18 protein-coding genes are annotated in these 19,905 nt (G+C 61.2%); 12 read left to right on the forward strand and 6 right to left on the reverse strand.

What is annotated here, in order from left to right:
- Positions 1 to 246: 246 nt before the first annotated feature.
- Both H7B90_RS11055 and H7B90_RS11060 read left to right on the forward strand, forming a co-directional pair.
- Positions 247 to 705 carry a hypothetical protein gene (locus H7B90_RS11055; protein ID WP_185135931.1) on the forward strand — a complete coding sequence of 153 codons (459 nt, stop codon included), beginning with the start codon at positions 247 to 249 and terminating at the stop codon, positions 703 to 705.
- Positions 706 to 1,770: 1,065 nt separating this feature from the next.
- Positions 1,771 to 2,817 (forward strand): C40 family peptidase, encoded by a 1,047-nt coding sequence (locus H7B90_RS11060; protein WP_185135932.1) that lies wholly within the window; start codon positions 1,771 to 1,773, stop codon positions 2,815 to 2,817.
- Positions 2,818 to 2,939: 122 nt separating this feature from the next.
- Here H7B90_RS11060 and H7B90_RS11065 read toward each other — a convergent pair whose 3' ends face one another.
- The 4 genes from H7B90_RS11065 to H7B90_RS11080 all read right to left on the reverse strand — a co-directional run bounded on the left by H7B90_RS11065 (position 2,940) and on the right by H7B90_RS11080 (position 6,509).
- The gene (locus H7B90_RS11065) at positions 2,940 to 3,350 is read right to left on the reverse strand and encodes a hypothetical protein (RefSeq protein ID WP_185135933.1); all 411 of its coding nucleotides are present in this window, start codon (positions 3,348 to 3,350) and stop codon (positions 2,940 to 2,942) included.
- Positions 3,351 to 3,509: 159 nt separating this feature from the next.
- Entirely contained in the window at positions 3,510 to 4,574 is a 1,065-nt protein-coding gene (locus H7B90_RS11070) for an HD-GYP domain-containing protein (protein WP_185135934.1), read from the reverse strand.
- 115 nt (positions 4,575 to 4,689) lie between these two features.
- Complete coding sequence (locus H7B90_RS11075; RefSeq protein WP_185135935.1) at positions 4,690 to 5,748, reverse strand: ThiF family adenylyltransferase; 1,059 nt, start codon at positions 5,746 to 5,748, stop codon at positions 4,690 to 4,692.
- Entirely contained in the window at positions 5,745 to 6,509 is a 765-nt protein-coding gene (locus H7B90_RS11080; protein WP_185135936.1) for a molybdenum cofactor biosynthesis protein, read from the reverse strand. Before H7B90_RS11080 ends, H7B90_RS11075 begins: the two co-directional genes overlap by 4 nt.
- 125 nt (positions 6,510 to 6,634) lie before the next feature.
- Between H7B90_RS11080 and moaA the strand changes: the two genes are divergently transcribed.
- From moaA to H7B90_RS11125, 9 genes are all read left to right on the forward strand, one after another.
- Positions 6,635 to 7,639, forward strand: a complete 1,005-nt coding sequence (gene moaA / locus H7B90_RS11085; protein ID WP_185135937.1) for a GTP 3',8-cyclase MoaA — start codon at positions 6,635 to 6,637, stop codon at positions 7,637 to 7,639.
- 106 nt (positions 7,640 to 7,745) lie between these two features.
- Complete coding sequence (locus tag H7B90_RS11090; RefSeq protein ID WP_185135938.1) at positions 7,746 to 9,191, forward strand: bifunctional metallophosphatase/5'-nucleotidase; 1,446 nt, start codon at positions 7,746 to 7,748, stop codon at positions 9,189 to 9,191.
- Between the two features lie 361 nt (positions 9,192 to 9,552).
- Entirely contained in the window at positions 9,553 to 10,653 is a 1,101-nt protein-coding gene (locus tag H7B90_RS11095; protein WP_185135939.1) for an HD-GYP domain-containing protein, read from the forward strand.
- Positions 10,654 to 10,784: 131 nt separating this feature from the next.
- Complete coding sequence (gene yfkAB, locus H7B90_RS11100) at positions 10,785 to 11,939, forward strand: radical SAM/CxCxxxxC motif protein YfkAB (RefSeq protein WP_185135940.1); 1,155 nt, start codon at positions 10,785 to 10,787, stop codon at positions 11,937 to 11,939.
- 62 nt (positions 11,940 to 12,001) lie between these two features.
- Positions 12,002 to 13,378: a hemolysin family protein gene (locus tag H7B90_RS11105; RefSeq protein WP_185135941.1), complete on the forward strand. Its 1,377-nt coding sequence runs from the start codon at positions 12,002 to 12,004 to the stop codon at positions 13,376 to 13,378.
- 46 nt (positions 13,379 to 13,424) lie between these two features.
- Positions 13,425 to 14,462 carry a sporulation integral membrane protein YtvI gene (ytvI, locus tag H7B90_RS11110; RefSeq protein WP_185135942.1) on the forward strand — a complete coding sequence of 346 codons (1,038 nt, stop codon included), beginning with the start codon at positions 13,425 to 13,427 and terminating at the stop codon, positions 14,460 to 14,462.
- A 192-nt stretch (positions 14,463 to 14,654) separates the two neighbouring features.
- A complete protein-coding gene (locus tag H7B90_RS11115; RefSeq protein WP_185135943.1) occupies positions 14,655 to 14,876 on the forward strand; it encodes a spore coat associated protein CotJA in 222 nt (73 codons plus the stop codon).
- A 4-nt stretch (positions 14,877 to 14,880) separates the two neighbouring features.
- Positions 14,881 to 15,216, forward strand: coding sequence for a spore coat protein CotJB (locus H7B90_RS11120; RefSeq protein ID WP_185135944.1), 336 nt, complete (start codon positions 14,881 to 14,883; stop codon positions 15,214 to 15,216).
- Positions 15,217 to 15,228: 12 nt separating this feature from the next.
- The gene (locus tag H7B90_RS11125; protein ID WP_185135945.1) at positions 15,229 to 15,798 is read left to right on the forward strand and encodes a manganese catalase family protein; all 570 of its coding nucleotides are present in this window, start codon (positions 15,229 to 15,231) and stop codon (positions 15,796 to 15,798) included.
- Between the two features lie 71 nt (positions 15,799 to 15,869).
- Here the strand turns inward: H7B90_RS11125 and H7B90_RS11130 are convergent, their stop codons facing one another.
- Both H7B90_RS11130 and H7B90_RS11135 read right to left on the reverse strand, forming a co-directional pair.
- The gene (locus H7B90_RS11130; protein ID WP_185135946.1) at positions 15,870 to 16,601 is read right to left on the reverse strand and encodes a L,D-transpeptidase family protein; all 732 of its coding nucleotides are present in this window, start codon (positions 16,599 to 16,601) and stop codon (positions 15,870 to 15,872) included.
- 232 nt (positions 16,602 to 16,833) lie between these two features.
- A complete protein-coding gene (locus tag H7B90_RS11135; protein ID WP_185135947.1) occupies positions 16,834 to 18,435 on the reverse strand; it encodes an N-acetylmuramoyl-L-alanine amidase in 1,602 nt (533 codons plus the stop codon).
- A gap of 212 nt (positions 18,436 to 18,647) precedes the next feature.
- Here H7B90_RS11135 and H7B90_RS11140 point away from each other — a divergent pair, with 212 nt between their 5' ends.
- Complete coding sequence (locus H7B90_RS11140) at positions 18,648 to 19,796, forward strand: stalk domain-containing protein (RefSeq protein ID WP_185135948.1); 1,149 nt, start codon at positions 18,648 to 18,650, stop codon at positions 19,794 to 19,796.
- The last annotated feature ends 109 nt before the right edge of the window (positions 19,797 to 19,905 follow it).

Genomic DNA, 19,905 nt, shown 5'->3' on the forward strand with positions numbered 1-19,905 from the left:
ACTTTCGAAATTCAGGATTAATATTCCTGGTCAATTGATGTACTTAAGAATTTTCCCGAATTACAGCTCTGACATCAGTAGCACTTATGCGTATACACATGTAATTCAATAATCATCTGGGTTATTCATCTTTAGATAGATTTTAACTAAAATTTACAAATATCATGAAACTATTACCTATTATGGTTTGTCTAATAGAGTAGAAATCTGGCCAGATTTCCACAAAAAGACTGAGAGAGGTGCTTTATGAAGAAAAGGTTCAAAGCTGCGTTGCTTGCATCGGTGAGCGTAATGACGATTATGGGCGCCCAATCAGCCTTTGCTAATATAGGTGTTATTGATAGACCAGGAGAGGCGCATGTAATTCCAGCGATAGAGTTCATGTCGACTGCATATAATATTGATTCAACAAACGATAACGACTGGTTTGTTTGGACAAATAATACAGGCAAGGCGAAATATCTTGAAGTGCAATTAACAAGTCCAATGGGCAAAAATCTTGATTACCAGATTATCCAACTTGCTTCCGGCGGAGGGATTATCAACAAGAATTCAGCCGATAACGACGCGGGCAAAGGTGGGACCGAGTTCCTTTATCTAAGAACTTTGCCAGGAGATGTCGTATACTTCCGAGTGTTCGCTCATACAGCACTTGATATTGGAACAGCCCCCTATACATTCGCAGTTTGGAATGATGTAACTTAAGTTGTTGGAGGAAACGAAAGCTGCAAGAAAAAGCTCATTAGGGTGCTTTTCTCTATCTTACATCATCCAGAGCACCCAAAAAACACCCAGAGACGTCCGAAAAACTATGATAAAACCGTCGTTTCGGCAATCGTCAAACATTAAGCCTACATGTATAGTGTAGAAAAGATAAATTCGAGATGGAAGGGTCCATCGGTTAAATCATTTTTTAACAACTACGTGTCCGCAGCGATCTCGGCACTTCGGTGCGCAGGTCGCTCGGACGCGCTTTTCTTTTGTACCGAATCTATATGCCTGTTTCAATTAGGGCTCCTCGGAAGCTCCAGACGGAACCGGTATCGGCCCTGCCAGTGATTAAAAGCGAGCTCGCCCCCGTGCAGCCGCTCGATGCTTCTGGCGACGGCAAGCCCGAGCCCCGAACCCGAGCCAAGTCCGGCAACGCCCGAAGAACCGTTCGAACAACCGTTCGAACAACCGTTCCTCCTGCTTCGTCCTCATGGCTCCCCTTCGTTCTCGATGTCGATCCTCAGCCCATCTTGGATAAGGGAGTATTCTATGCGAATTTCGCCGGGACGACAAGAGAATTTCAGCGTGTTCAAGTACAGATTATCTAGAGCTCGAATGATTTTGTCGGGATCAATCCATACCTCCAGGTCGCGTGAGCCCGGTGATTTTGTCGAGATCCTCCTGCTTAGCGGAGAGAATAAGAACCTGGGCCTCGGAGAACTCCCGGATCCGCATGCAAGTCTTGATCCCATCCAGCAGGGGCATCATAACGTCAAGGATCCCACCAGGTCGACGTTCTCCTGTTCAGGATCTCCAGCGCTTCTACGCCGTTCTCCGCTTCGAAAATCCGGATATTTCATTGGTTAAATAGACCTTGATGATATCGCGAATATCCTGTTCGTCATTGACGACGAGTACGGTGGGCGGATTAACGGGCGAGCCTCCTTCATTAATGTCACGTCGCCAATGAAGCCGTAGACAGCCGCGCCGCATAAATATCCAAGCGAAGCGCAACCTAACGGGAGAATTCATTCCAGCTATGGAGGCGATTCGCTCCCGATGGGCAAGGCTCGATATAGAGGAAAAGCAGGAGGCGCGGCGGCCGCGATTCTGATCTCGGCCGCAATCGCGGCCGGCTGCGTGAACAATCCGGGCGACACGCAGGGGGATCTGAACAAATACTCGGGTCCGGTACGGGTGAAGTCGCTGAACGATACCGGCGGAGACGGGACGACTTCCGCGAGCATCGTCCCGATCGAACGGATCCAGAATACCGATTACGTCGCGCTGGATGACGTGGCCACCGCCATCGGATTCAACGATCAATGGCTCGAGAACGGGAATTACGGGATCGGCGATCGCGACGCGCGTTGGGTATTCCGTCCCGGCGAGAGCGACGTGCGAAGCGGGGAGAAGACGGTGAGATTGCCCGCGCCGACCGTCAAGAGAAGCAACCGATTGTACGCTCCGGTGAGCGGACTGCCGATGCTGTTCGGGAACGTCACGTCGTTCCGGATGACGGGGAACAGCCTGTCCTTCATCCCGAAGCCATTGGCTTCCGACGTCGGCGCGGACGATCGCCTGGCGCCGTTCCGGGACGCGGTTCCGACCCGCGGCGAAGGGAAGCTGCGAGCGCATTCCGCCGGCGGGATCGGCGGATTCGACGCGCAAGGGGCGAACGGAGGCGCTTCCGATGCATCGGCGGGGGGCAAGCACGCCGATCTGATCGAAGAAGCCAAGAAGTATCTCGGCGTTCGCTACAATTTCGGCGCGGAGCCGTACGAGAAGTCGAAGACGTTCGACTGCTCTTCGTTCGTCCAGCTGCTGTTCGGCGAACGCGGCGTTCAAATGCCGAGAACGGCCGACGAACAGGGCCGGATGGGCACGTCCGTATCGAGGGATGCTCTCGAGACCGGGGATCTGCTGTTTTTCTCCGTACCGGGACGATTCAAGAGCGATTCCACCGTCGGCCACGTGGGCATCTACATGGGGAACGGCAGCATGATTCACTCGAGCCCCGAACCGCAGGACGGCGTGCAGATCACGGATATCAACAAGCCGTATTGGCAGAGAACGTTCCTGTTCGCGAAGCGCGTTCTTCCTTGACGGACGCTGGCCGGCAGAACGACAGGTCGGAAGACGGCAGACGGCAAAAAAATCAAGGGCAGCTCCGCCGGAGGCGGGCTGCCCTTGATTCGTCTAGAAGGTGCTTGTCCTGCAGCGATACATTAGCCGATGACCGTCGCGCTGATGTCGATCGGGCCTACAGCGGCTGCGACCAGGCTGGACGGCGTCTGAATCTGAGCCCCCAGCGTGTACGTGTGCGGGCCTACCGTCGCGTTGCCGTCGACGGCTTGCAAGGTAACGAGAGCATACTGATTGAAGCCGTTGAGCAAATCCTGGCGGAAGCGGTAGATCTCGACCCCGTCGCGGAACAGAACGAACAGGACGCCGCCGATTCCGGAAGTGCCTTGAAGTCCGACGGTCGCCTTGATTTCGACGAAGCGTTGGTTGGAGTTCGGCACGTTGACGACGACCGCGGCCACGCCGACTCCTCCGGGAGCGAGCGGGATCGGGATCGACGTTCCGTTGACGGTAGGAGTGACGACGGTGGCGTTGTAGTTGAGTACTACGGGCATATCGGTTCACCTCTTTTCTATGAAGATAGTACAGCTTATGCAGCGAACAAGAAGAAGCTTGGACAACCAACGCGAAGCAAATGAATCAATTTTGCAAGACGAAGAGAGCCCTTGGCGCGGGAGCGCGCCAAGGGCCCGTCAGCAGCTGGAATCCAGCCGTCAGAGGATGATCTGCTTGATCTCGCAGGAGGAGTCGGAGGACGTATCGACATACCGTTCTCCGATCCGAATGAGCGGACGGAACAGATCGGTCGGGTGATTCATGACGACGATCCCGACTTCTCCGCTAGCCAGCTCCGCCTTCTTGCCGATGAAGTTAGGAAGCATGTGGCGGATGAACGTCTGGGTCATCCGGGGGTCGAGCTCCTTGAAGCTGAGGCGGTGGAGCTCCTTGAGCACGGCCAGCAGATCCTGCTTCTCCTGATAGGCGCGCGACGAGATCATGGCGCTGTACACGTCGGCGACGGCGACGACGCGGGCCATCGGGTGAATGCTGTCGCCCGCCAAGCCGGACGGGTAGCCCGAGCCGTTGCTTCGCTCGTGATGCTGCAAGGCCGCGACGGCTACGGCGGGATCGCCTCCGGAAGCGGTAATGATCTCGTGTCCGTACACGGTATGCCGGCGAACTTCGGCGAATTCCTCGTCCGTCAGCTTGCCGGGCTTCCCGAGAATCGTATCCGGAATGCGGCACTTCCCGATGTCGTGCAGGAAGCCGGCCTTGCCCGCCAGCAGCGTCTCCTCTTCGCTCCATCCGAGCCACTTGGCCAGATAGAAGCTGAGCATCCCGACCTGGACGGAGTGCTGGTACGTGTAATCGTCCTGGCTGTTCAGCATGAGCAGGAGCGAGATGACGTCGCGCTCCGCCTTGAAGTTGTCGACGAGAGGACGGAAGCTCTCCTCGGCTTCGCTCTCCAGGATGCGTCCCTCTTCGACGGCTCTCTTGAACAGAAGCTCGCATCCGGCGACCGCATCTTCGTAATACGGCAGGAGTCTCTGCCGGAGCTGACGCGCGGCCTCGGGCTCCGGCTCTCCCGTGGCGAATTCGGTCCGGTAGACCGGCGACCGCCGCTCGATCTCGACGTAACCGATGCGAAGCAGCTCCAGACGGGACAAATCCCGCTCCTGCAAGACGGTTCCGCTGGATAGAACGTGCAGTCCTTGCTCGGTGAAAATGTCTTCGGCCAGCCGGTCGCCCGGCTGCAGATCGGTTAAGTGGACTCTCATGACGCACCTCTGCCAAGGATTCTGAAAGCGCTATCTTTAGTAGGAAGGAACCACTTGTATAGGAATAATCTATCATCATGCTACCAATAATTGGGGAGGCGCGCAACCCTATTTTCTAGGAATCTCCTAGGAAAGAAGCATAGATTCTGCGCGCCACGGCCGGTTCTTCCGTCCCGGTAACGAGGGCCCTCCCGTCGGGGAATACCGCGAGCACGACGCCGTCGGGCTCGGGAAGCCGCAGCCGGAGCAGGTAAGGGGTTCGCTCGACCTGCCCTACGCCCTGAGCGTTCCAACGGTTCGCGAGCCGGTCGAGGTCCAGGCCGACCGGTTCCGCCGGGGCGACTTGGATCGTGTTCCGCCCGCACAAGGAGACCGCCATCGGCTCCGAGGAGGCCGAATCGAGCGCCTCGAACCGGCGTCCGGCGCAGACCGGGCAATCCGCCCGGCGCGCTCCCGCCACCGACAAGGGCTGCCAGTGATGGTTCCAGAGGTCGACCTGCAGAAGCGAGCCGTGAAGCGCCTCCGGATGGCCGGAGAGCAGCTTGATCGCTTCCATCGCCTGAATCGAAGCGATCGCGTCGACGATCGGCGCGACGACGCCGGCCGTCTCGCAAGTGTCGAGCGAGCCGCCCGGAGGCGCCGATGGGAACAGGCAGCGCAGGCACGGGGTGACGCCCGGGCGAATCGTCATCGTCATGCCCGAAGCTCCGACGGCGGCTCCGTATATCCAGGGAATGCCGTGCTTGACGGCGACTTCGTTGATCAGATAGCGGACGCCGAAGTTGTCGGTGCCGTCGACGATCAGGTCGACTCCGGCGAGCAGCGTCTCCGCGTTGGCGCTCGTCAAGTCGACCGCGCGGGGCTCGATCCCGATGCTCCCGTTGACGGCGGAGAGCCGCTTGGCGGCCGCGAACGCCTTCGGGGCGCCGGACGCGGCATCGGCTTCGTCGTAGAGCAGCTGGCGCTGCAGGTTGCTGAAGTCGACGATATCCCGGTCGATCAGGAGAAGCGAGCCCGCGCCGGCCCGCGCGAGATGGTTCGCGATGACGCAGCCGAGAGCGCCCGCCCCGACGACGGCGACGCGGGCTTGGCCCAGCTTGCTCTGTCCTTCCCGCCCGATCGGAGCGAAGCGGATCTGGCGGGCGTACCGTTGATCCGGGGCGATGTCCGTCATGATCCGGCTCCTCCCTGCGGCGACGCGGGAGCGGGAGCGAGCGGGTTCCACGGCCCGAGCTGGTGTCCCTTCCATTCCGAGCCGTCCTCGTACACTTCCTTTTTCCAGATCGGCACCGTCTGCTTCAACCGTTCGATGGCGTACCGGCTCGCCTCGTAAGCGGCCGCCCGGTGGGGGGAGGAGACGGCGATGACGACGCTCGCTTCCCCGACGCCGACCGTTCCGATCCGGTGATGAATGGCGCACAGCGTACCGGGCCACCGCTCCGCGATCTCTTCGCCGATTCGCTCGAGAGCCCCGATCGCCATCGGGACGTACGCTTCGTATTCGAGCAGCACGGTGCGCGATCCGCCCGTCCATTCCCGGGTCGTGCCGACGAAGAGCAGAATCGCCCCGTGATCGGGGTGAGCGACCAGCTCCTGAACCGCTTCCGCGCGGAGCGGTTCGGACGCGACGGCGTAGCGGGGCCTCCGGGCTTCGGCACCGGACGCTTCCGCATCGGAGCCGCCGGATACCGGAGGAAGAAGCGCGAGCTCGTCCTCGGACGACACCGCCGCGTCGTCGGCCGCGAACGCCTGGTTGCGCGCCATGAAGGAGACGGACAGCAGCTCCGACTCTTCGGGGTACCGCTCCATCAATCTTTGCTTGATCTCTCCCACGGACAGGGAGCTTTCTTCGAATTCTATTGTCAGCATTCGGGTGCCGAGCCGTTCGGCCAATCCCGCGAACAGGGCGATTCGCCAAGTGAATGGATTGTTCATGTCCTGATTCCTTCCATCTAATGTTCAATATATCCTTTGTTTAAGAATACCATATCGTCCTTGAAAATGTTATGCTATAAACACGCGAGGATCAACCGACGCAGGAGATAGAGGAGGTACGACGGATGCCGGAGCTGGTGGACCGATTCGGGAGGAAACATACGTACTTGCGGATATCCGTGACGGACCGCTGTAACTTGCGCTGCTTATATTGCATGCCCGAAGAGGGCGTTACATTCATGGATCAGGAGAGGCTGCTGTCCTATCCGGAGATCGTCGAAGTCGTCGAAGCCGCGGCCGAGAGAGGCATCTCGAAGCTGCGGATCACGGGGGGCGAGCCGCTCGTCCGTCCCGATCTCGATCGGCTGATCGCCCGGCTCTCCGCCATACGCGGCATCGAAGAGATCGCGCTCACGACGAACGGGCTGCTGCTCGCCCAGCAAGCGAAGAAGCTGAAGGAAGCCGGACTGAAGCGGGTCAACATCAGCCTGGACACGCTCGACCCGGTCCGGTTCCGGTTCATCGCCCGGCGCGGCCACCTGGAGAAGGTGTTGGAAGGAGTGGCGGCCGCGGCCGAAGCGGGGCTCTCTCCCATCAAGCTGAATTGCGTCCTTCTGAAGGGAATCAACGAAGACGAGATCGCTTCGTTCCTTCGAATGTCGTTCGAGCAGCCGCTGCACGTCCGCTTCATCGAATATATGCCGATCGGGCACGACGACGCCGGCTGGCGCAATCATTACTTGCCGCTCAGCCGCGTGCTGGAGACGGCGAAGGAGTCCGGCTACGAGCTCGAGCGGGCGGCCGAAGCGCCGCGCGGGAGCGGGCCTTCGGAAGACTGGCGCATCCGCGGCGGGGCCGGCTCGTTCGGGCTGATCCATCCGATCAGCGACCACTTCTGCCAGAATTGCAACCGGCTGCGGCTGACGGCGGACGGCCATATCAAGCCTTGCCTCTACTGGATGGACGAACTGAACGTGCGCCCGGCTCTCGGCTCGAAGGAGGCGCTGAACGCCTTGTTCGACCGGGCGATGGCCATCAAGCCGGAGAACCACGAGATGGCCGCGCTGCTGGCGGGAGAAGCGCAATCGAGAGCGCCGACCGAGAGAAGAATGTCGCAAATCGGCGGATAACGCCTCCGGTTGCGCGTCCCCGTCCAATCGTGATACGTTAACAGGGATACAGGACGGATCGTTATCGGCCGGGCCTCGGGCCCGTTCGCGGTTGCAGGAGGAGAAGATGAACGCGAGTTCCGAGACGCTGATATTGCTGCATACGAACGATATTCACAGCCATCTGGAGGAAGCCGCGCGGATCGCCGGGTACGTCGAGGAGCTGCGGAAGACCGTTCCGCGGGAGAGAATGCTCCTGTTCGATATCGGGGACTTCCTCGATCGGGCGCGCGTGGAGACGGAAGGGACGGAAGGCATGGCCAACCGGCGCCTGCTGGACGCGATCGGGTACGACGCCGTGACGATGGGCAACAACGAAGGCCTGTCCTACACGGGGCCCGAATTGGACGCCTTGTTCGCAGACGCGCCGTTCCCGGTCGTATGCGCCAATCTGGTGCGCTCCGACACCGGCTCGAGGCCGGACTGGATGAAGCCGGCCGTCGTTCTCGAGAGAGCGGGCTTCCGGCTCGGACTCGTCGGGCTTACCGTCCCGTACGAGGAGTTCTACGGGCTGCTCGGCTGGAAGGCGGAGGATCCGATTCGGGCGGCGGAGGAATGGGTCGCCAAGCTGAGGGGGGAAGCGGACGTCGTCATCGTGCTGTCCCACCTCGGCCTGAGGCAGGACGAGCGGCTGGCGCAGACGGTCGGCGGCATCGACCTGATTCTGGGCGCCCACACGCACCACTTGCTGGAGACGCCGCTTCGCGTGGGCGACACCCTCTTATGCGCCGCCGGCAAGTTCGGCCGCCATCTGGGCGTCCTCGAGATCTCGAAGAAGCCGGCCGGCGGCGGGCTCTCGGTCGAGGGGGGCAGCCTGTCTACGGAAGGGATGGCTCCCGCCGAAGGGATCGAGCGCCTGCTGAAGAGCAGCCTGGAGGAAGCGGTCTCCCGTATGGACGTGGCGATCGCGACGCTTAAGAAGCCGCTGCCGTCGCATCCCGACCGGGAGTCCCCTCTCGGCACGCTGCTCGCCGCCGCGATCCGGCGGACGACGGGAGCCGAGATCGGTCTCGCGAACGCCGGCCAGCTGCTCGGCGGGTTGCCGGCCGGACGGGTGACGCGCGGGGACGTGCACGCGATCTGCCCGTCTCCGATCAACCCGTGCCTGATGATGCTGAAGGGAAGCCAGCTGCGCCGGGCGCTCGAAGAGAGTCTGCTGCCGGAATTCATCGGCCTGGAGTTCCAAGGCTTCGGGTTCCGCGGGCGCGTGCTGGGGACGCTGTGCGCGGACGGCCTCGAATGGACGGTGGACGAGGCGAAGCCTCCCTACGAACGGGTCGTCGGGGCGACGGCGGGCGGACGCCCCCTGGAGGACGACCGCGAATACGCCGTCGGCACGCTGGACATGTTCACGTTCGGCGTCGGCTACAAGGGCTTGAAGGAAGGAACGGTCGTCCGCTACCAGCTGCCGGAGTTTATCCGGGACGTGCTGGCGGAGGCGCTGAACGACGAGAGCGCCGTGGCCGATTGCGAGAGGCCGAGGCGGCGTTCGGCGGAGGGAACGGACCGCTAAGCGGATCCGGCAACAAGCGAGCCGGCAGCTTGACGAACAAGCGAACCTCAGCCGGACAAGCAAGCGAACAACAGCCGGGCTTATAAGCGAGCCGGCTGCCGGGCGAATAAGCGGCCGCTCGGACAATCGGCCGGATGGGCAATCCGGGGGGCGAACAGCCCCGAACGGGCGGCCGATGAAGCCGAAGGGAACGCATGGAGGGTCGAAGCGCCCTCCATTTTTTTACTTTTTTCTGGCGAAATTTGTCGTTTTATTTCGGTGCACCCTCTTGCCCTAATCTTGCAAATCTCTTACATTAAAATGTAGGTGCAAAAAATGAGTCTAAAGAATCACGTTCGCAAGAGAGGGGGACCCGTTAAGAATGCGCATGATGCCCATTTCAATGTGCCGCCCAGGGATGAAATTGGGCAAAAGGATATTCTCGGATGATGGCATCGTGCTGTTGGCGGAAGGGGTCGAACTGACCGCCCCGCTTCTGCGCAGGCTCGGGGAGAACGGCATCAGCTATCTGTACATCCAGGACCCGCGCACGGAAGGAATCGAAGTTCCCGAGATTCTGAGCGAAGAGACGCATCGGCAAGCGCTCAACACGATTCGCTCCGTCTTCCGGGACTTCGTGGACCAGCCGGGCAAGAGACGAACCGGTACCTATCCTTACGTCGGCCGCAACCTGCGCCAAGTCATGCATCTCATCATGGACGATCTGCAGCGCAACCGCGACGCGATGATCATGCTGATGAATCTTCAGACCGTGGATCACTACCTCTATATGCATTCTCTTAACGTATGCGTCTACACGACCTTGCTCGGAATGGCGTACGGCTACGGGACGGACGAATTGGCGACGCTCGGGCTCGGCGCTCTTCTTCACGACGTCGGCAAGACGCAGATCTCGATGCAGGTGCTGCTCAAGCCGGGCCAGTTGTCGTCGGCGGAATACGAGGAGATGAAGAGGCACGCCGAGAGGGGCTACTATCTGCTCAAGGACGAGCCGAATATCCCTCTGATCGCCGCCCACTGCGCCCTGCAGCATCACGAGAGGCTGGACGGCTCGGGTTATCCGCGCGGGCTGAAGGGCGACGAGATCCACGAGTACGCGAGATGGATCGGAATCGTCGATTCCTACGACGCGATGACGACGCACCGCGTCTACCGGGACCCGATGCTGCCCCACCGCGCCGTCGAGACGCTGTACGCCGGCAGCGGAACGCTGTACGACACGGCCATGCTCCGCGTCTTCCGCGACAAGGTGGCCATCTATCCCGTCGGCATTACGGTCCGGCTGAACACCGGCCAGACGGGCGTCGTCGTCGACATCAATTCGGCCAGCGCCCATCGTCCCATCGTTCGGGTGCTGACCGACGAAGCGAACGCGGATCTCAAGACGCCGTACGACATCGATTTGTCCAAGCAGCTATCCGTCATGATCACGGGCATCGAAGCCGGTCCTTCGGAACGGTAGCGGTCGGCGCGGTCGGCGGAAGCCGCGCCGGGGAAGCTCTTGGAACGGATCGTTCCGGGGGCTTTCGTTTGCTTTCCAATTATCCGACAAGTACAATAACTATAAATTCAGTCACGACAGGAGTACTTGCCATGCACGGCTTTACCGTTCCGCCGGCGGCGCCGAGGTTCGCCCCGCCCGCCGATCTGACACCGATCACTCCCGAATACGACCCGTGGGACCCGATTCGCTCTCTGCGGCAGTACGGCCGCCATGCGCTGACCAGCGTAGAGTTCACCGTGACCCACTTGTGCAATATGCGCTGCGAGCATTGCGCGGTCGGAGACAGCCTCTCCATGACCGAATCGCCCCATCTGCCGATCGACCTCATCCTGAAGCGGCTCGACGAGGTCGAGCATCTGGAGACGATCAGCTTAACCGGGGGGGAACCGACGTTCCGCGAGGAGACGGTCCGGAACATTCTGCTTCCGCTGCTCAAGTACGCCCGTTCCCGCGGCATCCGTTCCCAGCTCAACTCGAACGTCACGCTGGATTACGGACGCTACGAGCTCATCGCTCCTTATCTGGACGTCATGCACATCTCCTTCAATTATACGAGGGCGGAAGATTTCCACGAAGTCGGATTCGCCCGCTCGTCCCGTCCCGTCGGCAAGTCTTCCGCCGCTCGCCTGTACGAGCGGATGATCGAGAACGCCCGCAGGCTGGCGGAAGAAGGCTTGTTCGTCTCGGCCGAATCCATGATCAACTTCCGGACGTATAACAAGATCAGCGATATACATAGGCTTATCGTGGAGATGGGATGCAAGCGTCACGAGGTTCATCCGATGTACCCGAGCTCGTTCGCTTCCGGTCTGCCGATGCTGTCGCGGGACCAGATGAGGGAAGCCGTCGCCGGGCTCCTCGACAACCGGGATCCGGACGTGTGGATGCTGTTCGGCACGCTTCCGTTCTTCGCGTGCGGGGACGATCCGAGAGACCGGGAGCTCGTCCGCCGATTGGCCGGCGAGCGCAACGTAACCGTCCGCAACGATCCGGACGGCCGCAACCGCGTCAACGTCAACCTGTTCAGCGGGGACGTCTACGTGACCGACTTCGCGTCGATCCCGCCCTTCGGCAACGTGAAGAGCGAGAAGCTGGACGACGTCTTCGCCAAGTGGCAGTCCCATCCGGTCCAACGGCGGGTCGACTGTCACTGCCCGTCCGCGGGCTGCTGCGGCCCGAACCTGCTCGTCTCGGACATGTATTTCAAAGACGTTGATTTTACCCGGCGCCGCGCCTTGATCTGACAGGAACCGATGAGGCTGGGCCGCGCCCGGGATTCGCGATATGAAGGGGTGCGCTTGCGACTTTGCATACTGACTTTTTATGGGGCTCCATCGTCTGGAACTTAATCGTCGTCCTAATATTGGTCTTCCTGAACGGGTTCTTCGTGGCGGCCGAATTCGCCTTGGTCAAGGTTCGGCAGAGCCGGCTGACGCAGCTGGTCAACGAAGGGAACGGCAGAGCCCGCTACGCGCTCAAGGTCAACCGCAAGCTGGACGTCTATCTGTCCGCCACCCAGCTCGGCATTACGCTCGCTTCGCTCGGTCTCGGCTGGACGGGGGAGCCCGCGATCGCGGACTTGATCGTGGAACCCCTCCTATACCGGTTCGACGTGACGGACGAGACGCTGATCCATACGATCGCTTCGATCGTCGCTTTCCTCGTGATCACCTTCATGCACATCGTCCTCGGGGAGCTGGCGCCGAAGTCGCTCGCCATCCAGAAGTCGGAGGGAGTCTCCCTCTGGCTGTCGTGGCCGCTTCTCATGTTCTACCGGCTGTTCCTGCCGGCGATCTGGCTGCTGAACGGCTCGGCCAACCTGCTGCTCCGGTCGATCGGCGTCCGTCCGGCGAGCGAGCACGACGCGGCCCATACCGAAGAAGAGATCCGCATCCTGATGAACGAGAGCGCGAAGAGCGGCATTATCGACAAGGAAGAGATGAAGCTGTTCGACAACGTGTTCGAGTTCTCCGACCGCGTCGCTCGCGAAGTCATGCTTCCGCGAACGGACATGGACTGCATGTTCACGAACGTCCCGTTCCGGGACAACATGAAGCTCGTCTACGAGACGAAGCATACCCGCTATCCGGTCGCGGTCGAGGACAAGGATCAGATTATCGGCTTCGTGCACATTACGGACCTGCTGACCGCGGATCCGGACGAGGAGCACGATCTGACCGAGTTCCTTCGGCCGATCCTCAGCGTTCCGGAATCGATGGAGATCAGCAAGGTTCTGAAGCTGATGCAGAAGCGCAAGTCGCAGCTCGCGGTCGTCATCGACGAATACGGCGGGACGGCGGGCATGCTGACCGCGGAGACCATCCTCGAGGAGATCGTCGGGGAGATTCACGACGAGTTCGACGACGAGCCGCCGAGCGTCGTGACGAAGGGCGACGTCACGTCCGTCGAAGGACGGATGCTGATCGAAGACGTCAACGACATGTTCGGCCTCGACATCGACGACGAGGAGGTCGATTCGATCGGCGGCTGGCTGTTCCGCAATCTGGAGGGCAACATCGCCAAGGGACAGAAGTGGTATTACGAAGGCTACGTATTCGAGATCGCCCAGACGGAGAGGCTGCGCGTGCTGCGCGTGCACATCTATCCCGCCAAGGACGCGGCGTCCGCGAAGGAGCCGGCGGAAGCGAAGGCGGGCCAAGACAGCACGGAGAATCCCGTCTAAGGCCGGCTAGCCAAGCGTAACCCGATGGGGATAAAGGAGGCGTTCAATGCCGCTCAAATCCGTTCTGCTGATGGCGTTCGGCTTGCTGTTTCTTTATCTGCTGTTCACGGTCGGAGCTCCGTTCCTGCTCGCGCTGATCGCGGTTATCTTCCTCGAGCCGCTCACCGGCTTCCTGATGAGCCGGCTCAAGCTGAACCGGCTCGCCGCGTCCACGATCTCGAGCGTCCTGTTCACGGTCGTGCTCGTCGGGCTCATGGTTCTGATCGGCCTTAAGCTGATCGACGAGCTGCTCGGCTTCTGGGAGCACGTTCCGGAGTACCTGAACAACGCCAACGCGTACGTCAAGGATCTGATCGACCGGGCGGACACCTCCTTCGCGGGAAGCGGCGACGACAACTTGCCGATCAAGCTGGAGAGCTGGGTCAGCAGCCTGACGAACGCCTTGCAGGGGCTGGCCGCTTCGGTATCCGGCGTCATCTACGGCTTCGCGAAGGGCATCCCGAACTTTTTCATCGTCCTGATCGTGTTCTTGTGCGCGGTCTTCCTGTTCGGCTACAGCCTGCCGACGATGAAGACGAGCTTCCTGTCGCTGTTCGAGGACAAGTCGCGCCTTCAAGTCGAGCAGATCATGATCAATCTGCGCAAGTCGGTGTTCGGTTTTCTGCGCGCCCAGTTCATTCTGAGCCTGCTCACTTACGTGCTGTCGTTCCTGGGGCTGCTCATCATCGGCACCGGATACCCGCTCGCGGTCGCGCTGCTCATCGTCGTCGTCGATATCCTTCCGATTCTCGGCACCGGCTCCGTCCTCGTCCCGTGGGCGGCCTACTCGTTCGTGACCGGGGACGCGTACACGGCGATCGGGCTGCTGCTCCTGTTCCTCGTCATCACGGTCGTCCGGCGCGTCGTCGAACCGAAGGTGCTCGGCGACGCCGTCGGCATCGGCGCCTTGTCGGCCCTGGTCAGCCTCTACGTCGGCTACGAGCTCGTCGGGCTCGTCGGCGTGTTCCTCGGTCCGATCGTCGTCATCGTGTTCATGGCGGCGCGCAAGGTCGGCCTGCTCGATTTCAAAATCAAGCTGCAATAAGACGCAATGTCGCGAACGCGCAGGCGGCGCGGCAGGCTCTGCGCATCTGAACGATCTCGGTTAATCGCCGCGGCGGCCCCTCTTCGGAGGGGCTTCTTTATTTTTGCGATACAGGCAAATCGCCCAGAACCCGCTCATACACTAGGATCGAATGTTAACGTCCATCCTGGAAGCGCGAAGGAGGAAAAACGCTTGTACGACGGCCAATGGAGAGAGTGGAAGCCGTACGTGAGCCCGTGGGATCCATGCCCGCCCATCCGGGTCAAATGGTACGTGGTGCCGCCGAATCAATATATCCCGTTCCAGCCGATGAATCTTCCGCAATTCCCGCTCGACGAGGCGCTGCGCAGAGGGACGCTGTGGCCGGCGCTGTACAGTCCGTATCCGTCGCGGCGGGCGGTCAAAGGAGGTTAAGACGATGGCGGAGCGCAACGATAGCACGGGGAACGCGAGCGCGGAAGCGAGCAGCCAGCCGGCCGGACAGCCCGAGCGGTCGCAACCGGGCGACGCGGCGTACGTGGCGGAGCTGGAGCAGCTGCAGAAGGTCGACTTCGCGCTCGTCGAGCTGACGCTGTACCTGGATACCCATCCGACCGACATGCAAGCCATCCAGCAGTTCAATCAGCTGGCGCAGAGAAGGGCGCAGATCGCGCATGCGTTCGAGATGAAGTACGGTCCGCTCATGCAATTCGGTCACAGCTTCACCCGATATCCATGGCAGTGGGCGCAGGCTCCTTGGCCGTGGCAGGTATGAGGAGGGGCGTCCATGTGGATCTATGAGAAAAAGCTGCAGTATCCCGTCCGCGTAAGCAAGTGCGATCCCCGGATGGCGCGGTTCCTGATCGAGCAGTACGGAGGCGCGGACGGGGAGCTGTCGGCCGCCCTTCGCTACCTGAACCAGAGGTATACGATTCCGGACAAAGTCGTCGGCCTCTTGAACGACATCGGCACGGAGGAGTTCGCCCACCTCGAGATGATCGCGACGATGGTCTACAAGCTGACGAAGGACGCGACGCCGGAGATGCTGGAAGCGGCGGGACTCGGCCCGCACTTCGTGAACCACGACAACGCGCTCTTCTACGAGAACGCCGCCGGCAACCCCTGGACCGCGACCTATATTCAGGCCAAGGGCGATCCGATCGCGGATCTGTACGAGGATATCGCGGCGGAGGAGAAGGCGAGAGCCACCTACCAGTGGCTGATCGATATGACCGACGACGTCGACATTCAGGACAGCCTGAAGTTCCTGAGGGAGAGGGAGATCGTGCACTCGCTGCGATTCCGGGAAGCGGTGGAGATTCTGAAGGCCGACCGCGAGCAGAAGAAGGTGTATTAAGAAAAAGAGGAGAGACGGCAAAGAGCCCCGATGCGACGGGGCTCTTTGATCGATTCGAGACCGTTCGGCGTCTACTCCAGCAAGCCGAGCTCCATATACATTCTCTTCGACACGACGCCGTCCGGCGTCATTCGATGAGCCCGCTGGTACTTCTTGACCGCCTCGGTCGTGCTCGCGCGGAATTTGCCGTTGCAGACGCCCGAGTAAAACCCCTCGCTGCGTAGCCGCGATTGAATCAGCTGCACGTCCCCGCCGACGTCCCCTTCGGCGATGCTGCGGGGATCTTCTCCGGCTTCGCCCAGAACGTGGCCGAAGATCGTCACCTTCGTGCCGACCGGAACCAGCTCGTACAATTCGAGAACGTCCGAGTTGCGCATGCGGATGCAGCCGTGGCTCAGATGCTGGCCGATCGAGTACGCTTTGTTCGTGCCATGAATGCCGTAGACTCCCCAGGGGACGTTCAGGCCGAGCCAACGCGGGCCGTAGGAACGGCCCCAATTCTCGCCCTTGTAGACGATCCGGTATTCGCCGACCGGAGTCGGAGTGGACGGGCTGCCGACCGCGACCGGATACGTCTTGAATTTATGCCCCTGCGTCTTCACGATCAGCTGGTGGTATTGCGGGTACACTTCGATGGAGTAGAGGCTCTGCTGCGACAGGATCGGCAGGTCGGGATCCGCCCGAGCGGCGCGGAGCCTCCCTTCGGGCGCCGATAAAGCGAACAGGAGCAGGACCGCCGCAACCAGGCATCGGATGATGATAAAAGCTGTTCGGCCTCTTCCGGACCGCCGCCGGTAAATCATTCGAGATTGCGCCCTCCCCGCCAATCGGCCGATGCGGCCATGTCGTGATTCGGCGATATGCGATAGGGTGACATGGGAATAGGTGATCGCCGTTCCATTCCGGTATTATCGCCCCGAACCGATGAGCGCATTCTGGGGCATCCATGGGGCGATTGCAGGCGTCGGACGGGCGCGGCCGGCGCCAAAAAACCGCGCCCGTCAGAGGGGCGCGGCCGTTGGGCCGAACGTTTATCTAGGATAAGTTCAAGTACGCTTTGATGCCCGCGGCCAGTCCCTGGGCGAGCTTGTCCTGGAAGGCATCGGTATACATCTGCGGTTCGTCCGACGCGTTCGAGAGGAAGCCGGCTTCGTACAGCACGGCGGGCATCGTCGTCTCCCGGGTGACGAACAGGTTGTCCTGGATGATGCCGTTGTCCTTCAAGCCGGTCGACGGGGCCGCGAACTTCTGGATCGTCTCCGCGAGCTGCCGGCTGGCTTCCCGCGTGTAATACGTGGCGCTGCCGTTCGGCGAGCTCTTCTTGTTGCTGTTCCCGTGCACCGATAAGAAGAGATCCGCTTGAAGCGAGTTGGCGAGGTCGGTCCGTTCCCGGAGCGTCGGATAAACGTCCGAATCGCGGGTCAGGACGACGTGGAGCCGGGGATCGGCCGCCAGTATGGCCTGAAGCTTCAGGATGACGGGCAGCGTGAAGTCCTTCTCGAACTTCTTCGAGATGCTGATAACGCCCGGATCCTTGCCTCCGTGTCCGGCGTCGAGAACGACGGTATACAGCGACTTCCCGGGATCGGGAGGAGTGCCGGGCGGAACCGTGGGATCGGTCGGAACCGTCGGATCGGCCGGGTCCGGCGATTCCGTCGGAACGGAAGGTTCCTCGGTCTCGGCGGGCACCGAGTTATCCGGAGGAAGCCAGATGCGCACCTGGCCCGTCGCCGCATCGTTCGAGACTTGATAATTCCACGGCTGGTTCAGGTCGAGCACGAACCGGAGCGTCGAAGACGGCTTGTCCGAGAAAACGGAATACCGAACCGCCTGAAGCGACGGATGACCCTCGACGGCCAGCTTGCCCGTCCGGGAGGAGCCGTCCATCGCGGGAACGAACTGGCCCGAGAAGCCGGAATCCGGCAGATCGACGACGATCCGGTCCGGGGCGGTCATCACCGTGACGCGGGGCTGAACCTTGCCTTCGTACGAGAGGACGACCGAGTCGTTCTCGAACTTCGCTTCGCGGACGACGGCGGGCCCGGACACGGAGGGCGCGTCGGGACTGCCGGCGGCCGGTTCCGGGGGCTTGCCTTCGCCTTGCGAACCCGTTCCGCCGCTTGACGGGTCTGCCGGATGCTCGTCCTCTCCGGCTCCTTCTTCGCCCGAGCCGCCCGGACGATCCGAAGCCGCTTCCGCCCCCGACTTCGGCGGGGTGTACAGGAACGCCGACTTGGCCAGGTTGTCCCAATATACCTTCAGGCCGAAGGCTTCCCCGGTGAACCTCAGCGGGATCAGCGTGGTGTCCGAGATCGCGGTCGGCGCGACCGGCAGCTTCATCGCTTCCCCGTCGACCGTCACCGTGCTGTCGTTCAGCGTCATGACGATGACCGACCGGCCGTTCTGGACGGTGACGCGCTTCTGCTTGCTGTCGTAATCGACCTTGTAGCCGAGGTTCTCGGTCACGACCCGCACGGGGATCATCGTCGTGCTGCCGATCACCTGCGGGGGCTCCTTCGGTTCCAGCGGCTTCCCGTCCATGACCAGCTTGGGCGTGACCGTTCCGGCGGAGGCTCCTCCGGCCGCCAAACATAGAACGACGATTGCGGCGAACAACGCGGACATCCAAATTCTCATGCGTCACCTCGTCAGCGGTCTGTTGAAGTCGCCGGATTCTTCCATCCGGCCTATGTACGTATGAATAGACGTTAGATCCGCGAGAAAGTTACGAGAAAAAATGGAAAATACGCTTTATTTCCCGAGAAATGTCGGCGGAATCGGTCGAATCGCGAAACCTTCGGGGGGCGCCGGGAGTCTAATCTAGTTAAGAACCGAAGGAGGGATCGAATGTGTCTGCCCGATTGCGCAAGACAATCACGACGTTCGCGGCGGGAATCGTTCTGCTGGGCGGGCTGCTGATCGGCGGCGCCGGCGGAGCTTCCGCGGAAGCGGCCGAATTCAAGGCGGAGTCCGTCTCCGAGATTCACGCTTCCCAAGCGGACCAAGTCTACATTCCTCTGTTCGCCTCCCGCAAGGAGGACCAGGCCGCGATCGCCAAGGTCGTCGGCATTCTGAACTCGATGGCCGCCAAGGGCAAAGTATCGGACGCTCCCGAGACGGCGGATCCCGAGCTGTCGTTTTTCCGGACGAGCATGGATGTAACTTTTGCCGACGGCAGTTCTCTTACTTTGTTTATCTCCGATCCGGATACGCTCGCCTACGACCGGAAGGGCAAACGGACCGAATGGACGGACAAGGCCGCCGTTCAGACGTTCGAGAGCTTGCTCGTCGCGCCCGAGCCGACGCGCTTCGACCGCTCCTCCGTCCGGGTCGGCGGCCAGCTGAGGCTGAGAGGAAGCGACGCCGGGACGGAAGCGGGGAAGGTGTACGTGTTCCAAGAGACGTCGGGCGCCGGATCGACGGTTCATTCCGCCGCGCTGAACGTCGATTTTCCGAGCAAGACGGCCGTTCTCCTCTACGTGGGAGAATCGAAGTACGGCCGTTACGACTTCACGTTCACGCTTCCGGCGGCGGGCAAGGGGTGGGACGGGAAGAGCAAGCCCGTGTCCGCAGGCAAGAGCTATCTGACGGTGAGCACCGGGTGGACCATGTCCATGCCGCAGATGAACGTCGAGCCGGCGGGGAAGCTTCTGCTGGCCGTGAACGGCATTCCGGCGACGGACGCCGCGGCGCAGCCGATCGTCTCGAACGACCGGACGCTGGTGCCGCTTCGCTCGGTCGCCAAGCTGGTCGGGCGGAAGGTGGAGTGGGACGCCAAGGGCCGGAACGTGCTTATCCGCACGTCCCCTTCGCAGGCGAACCCGAGTCCGGCCGGCCGCATCGGCATCTGGATCGACGGCAAGGCCGCGACGAGCGACGTGGAGCCGATCGTGAAGAACGGAACGACTTACGTTTCGGTCCGGACCGTCGTCGGCGCGTTCGGGGTGACCGCGGAATGGCTGACGGCCACCCAGGTCGTCAATCTGATCGTGGACTGACGCGCGAAGCGAACAAGAACGAAGCGAACGCATTTGCGGCGAGGAGCAGCCGATGCGCTAAGGAACCAACCCCGGGAGACCGGGGTTGTTTTTTTGACATTATAGAATT

Source organism: Cohnella xylanilytica (assembly GCF_014212175.1).
Lineage (GTDB): Bacteria > Bacillota > Bacilli > Paenibacillales > Paenibacillaceae > Cohnella > Cohnella xylanilytica.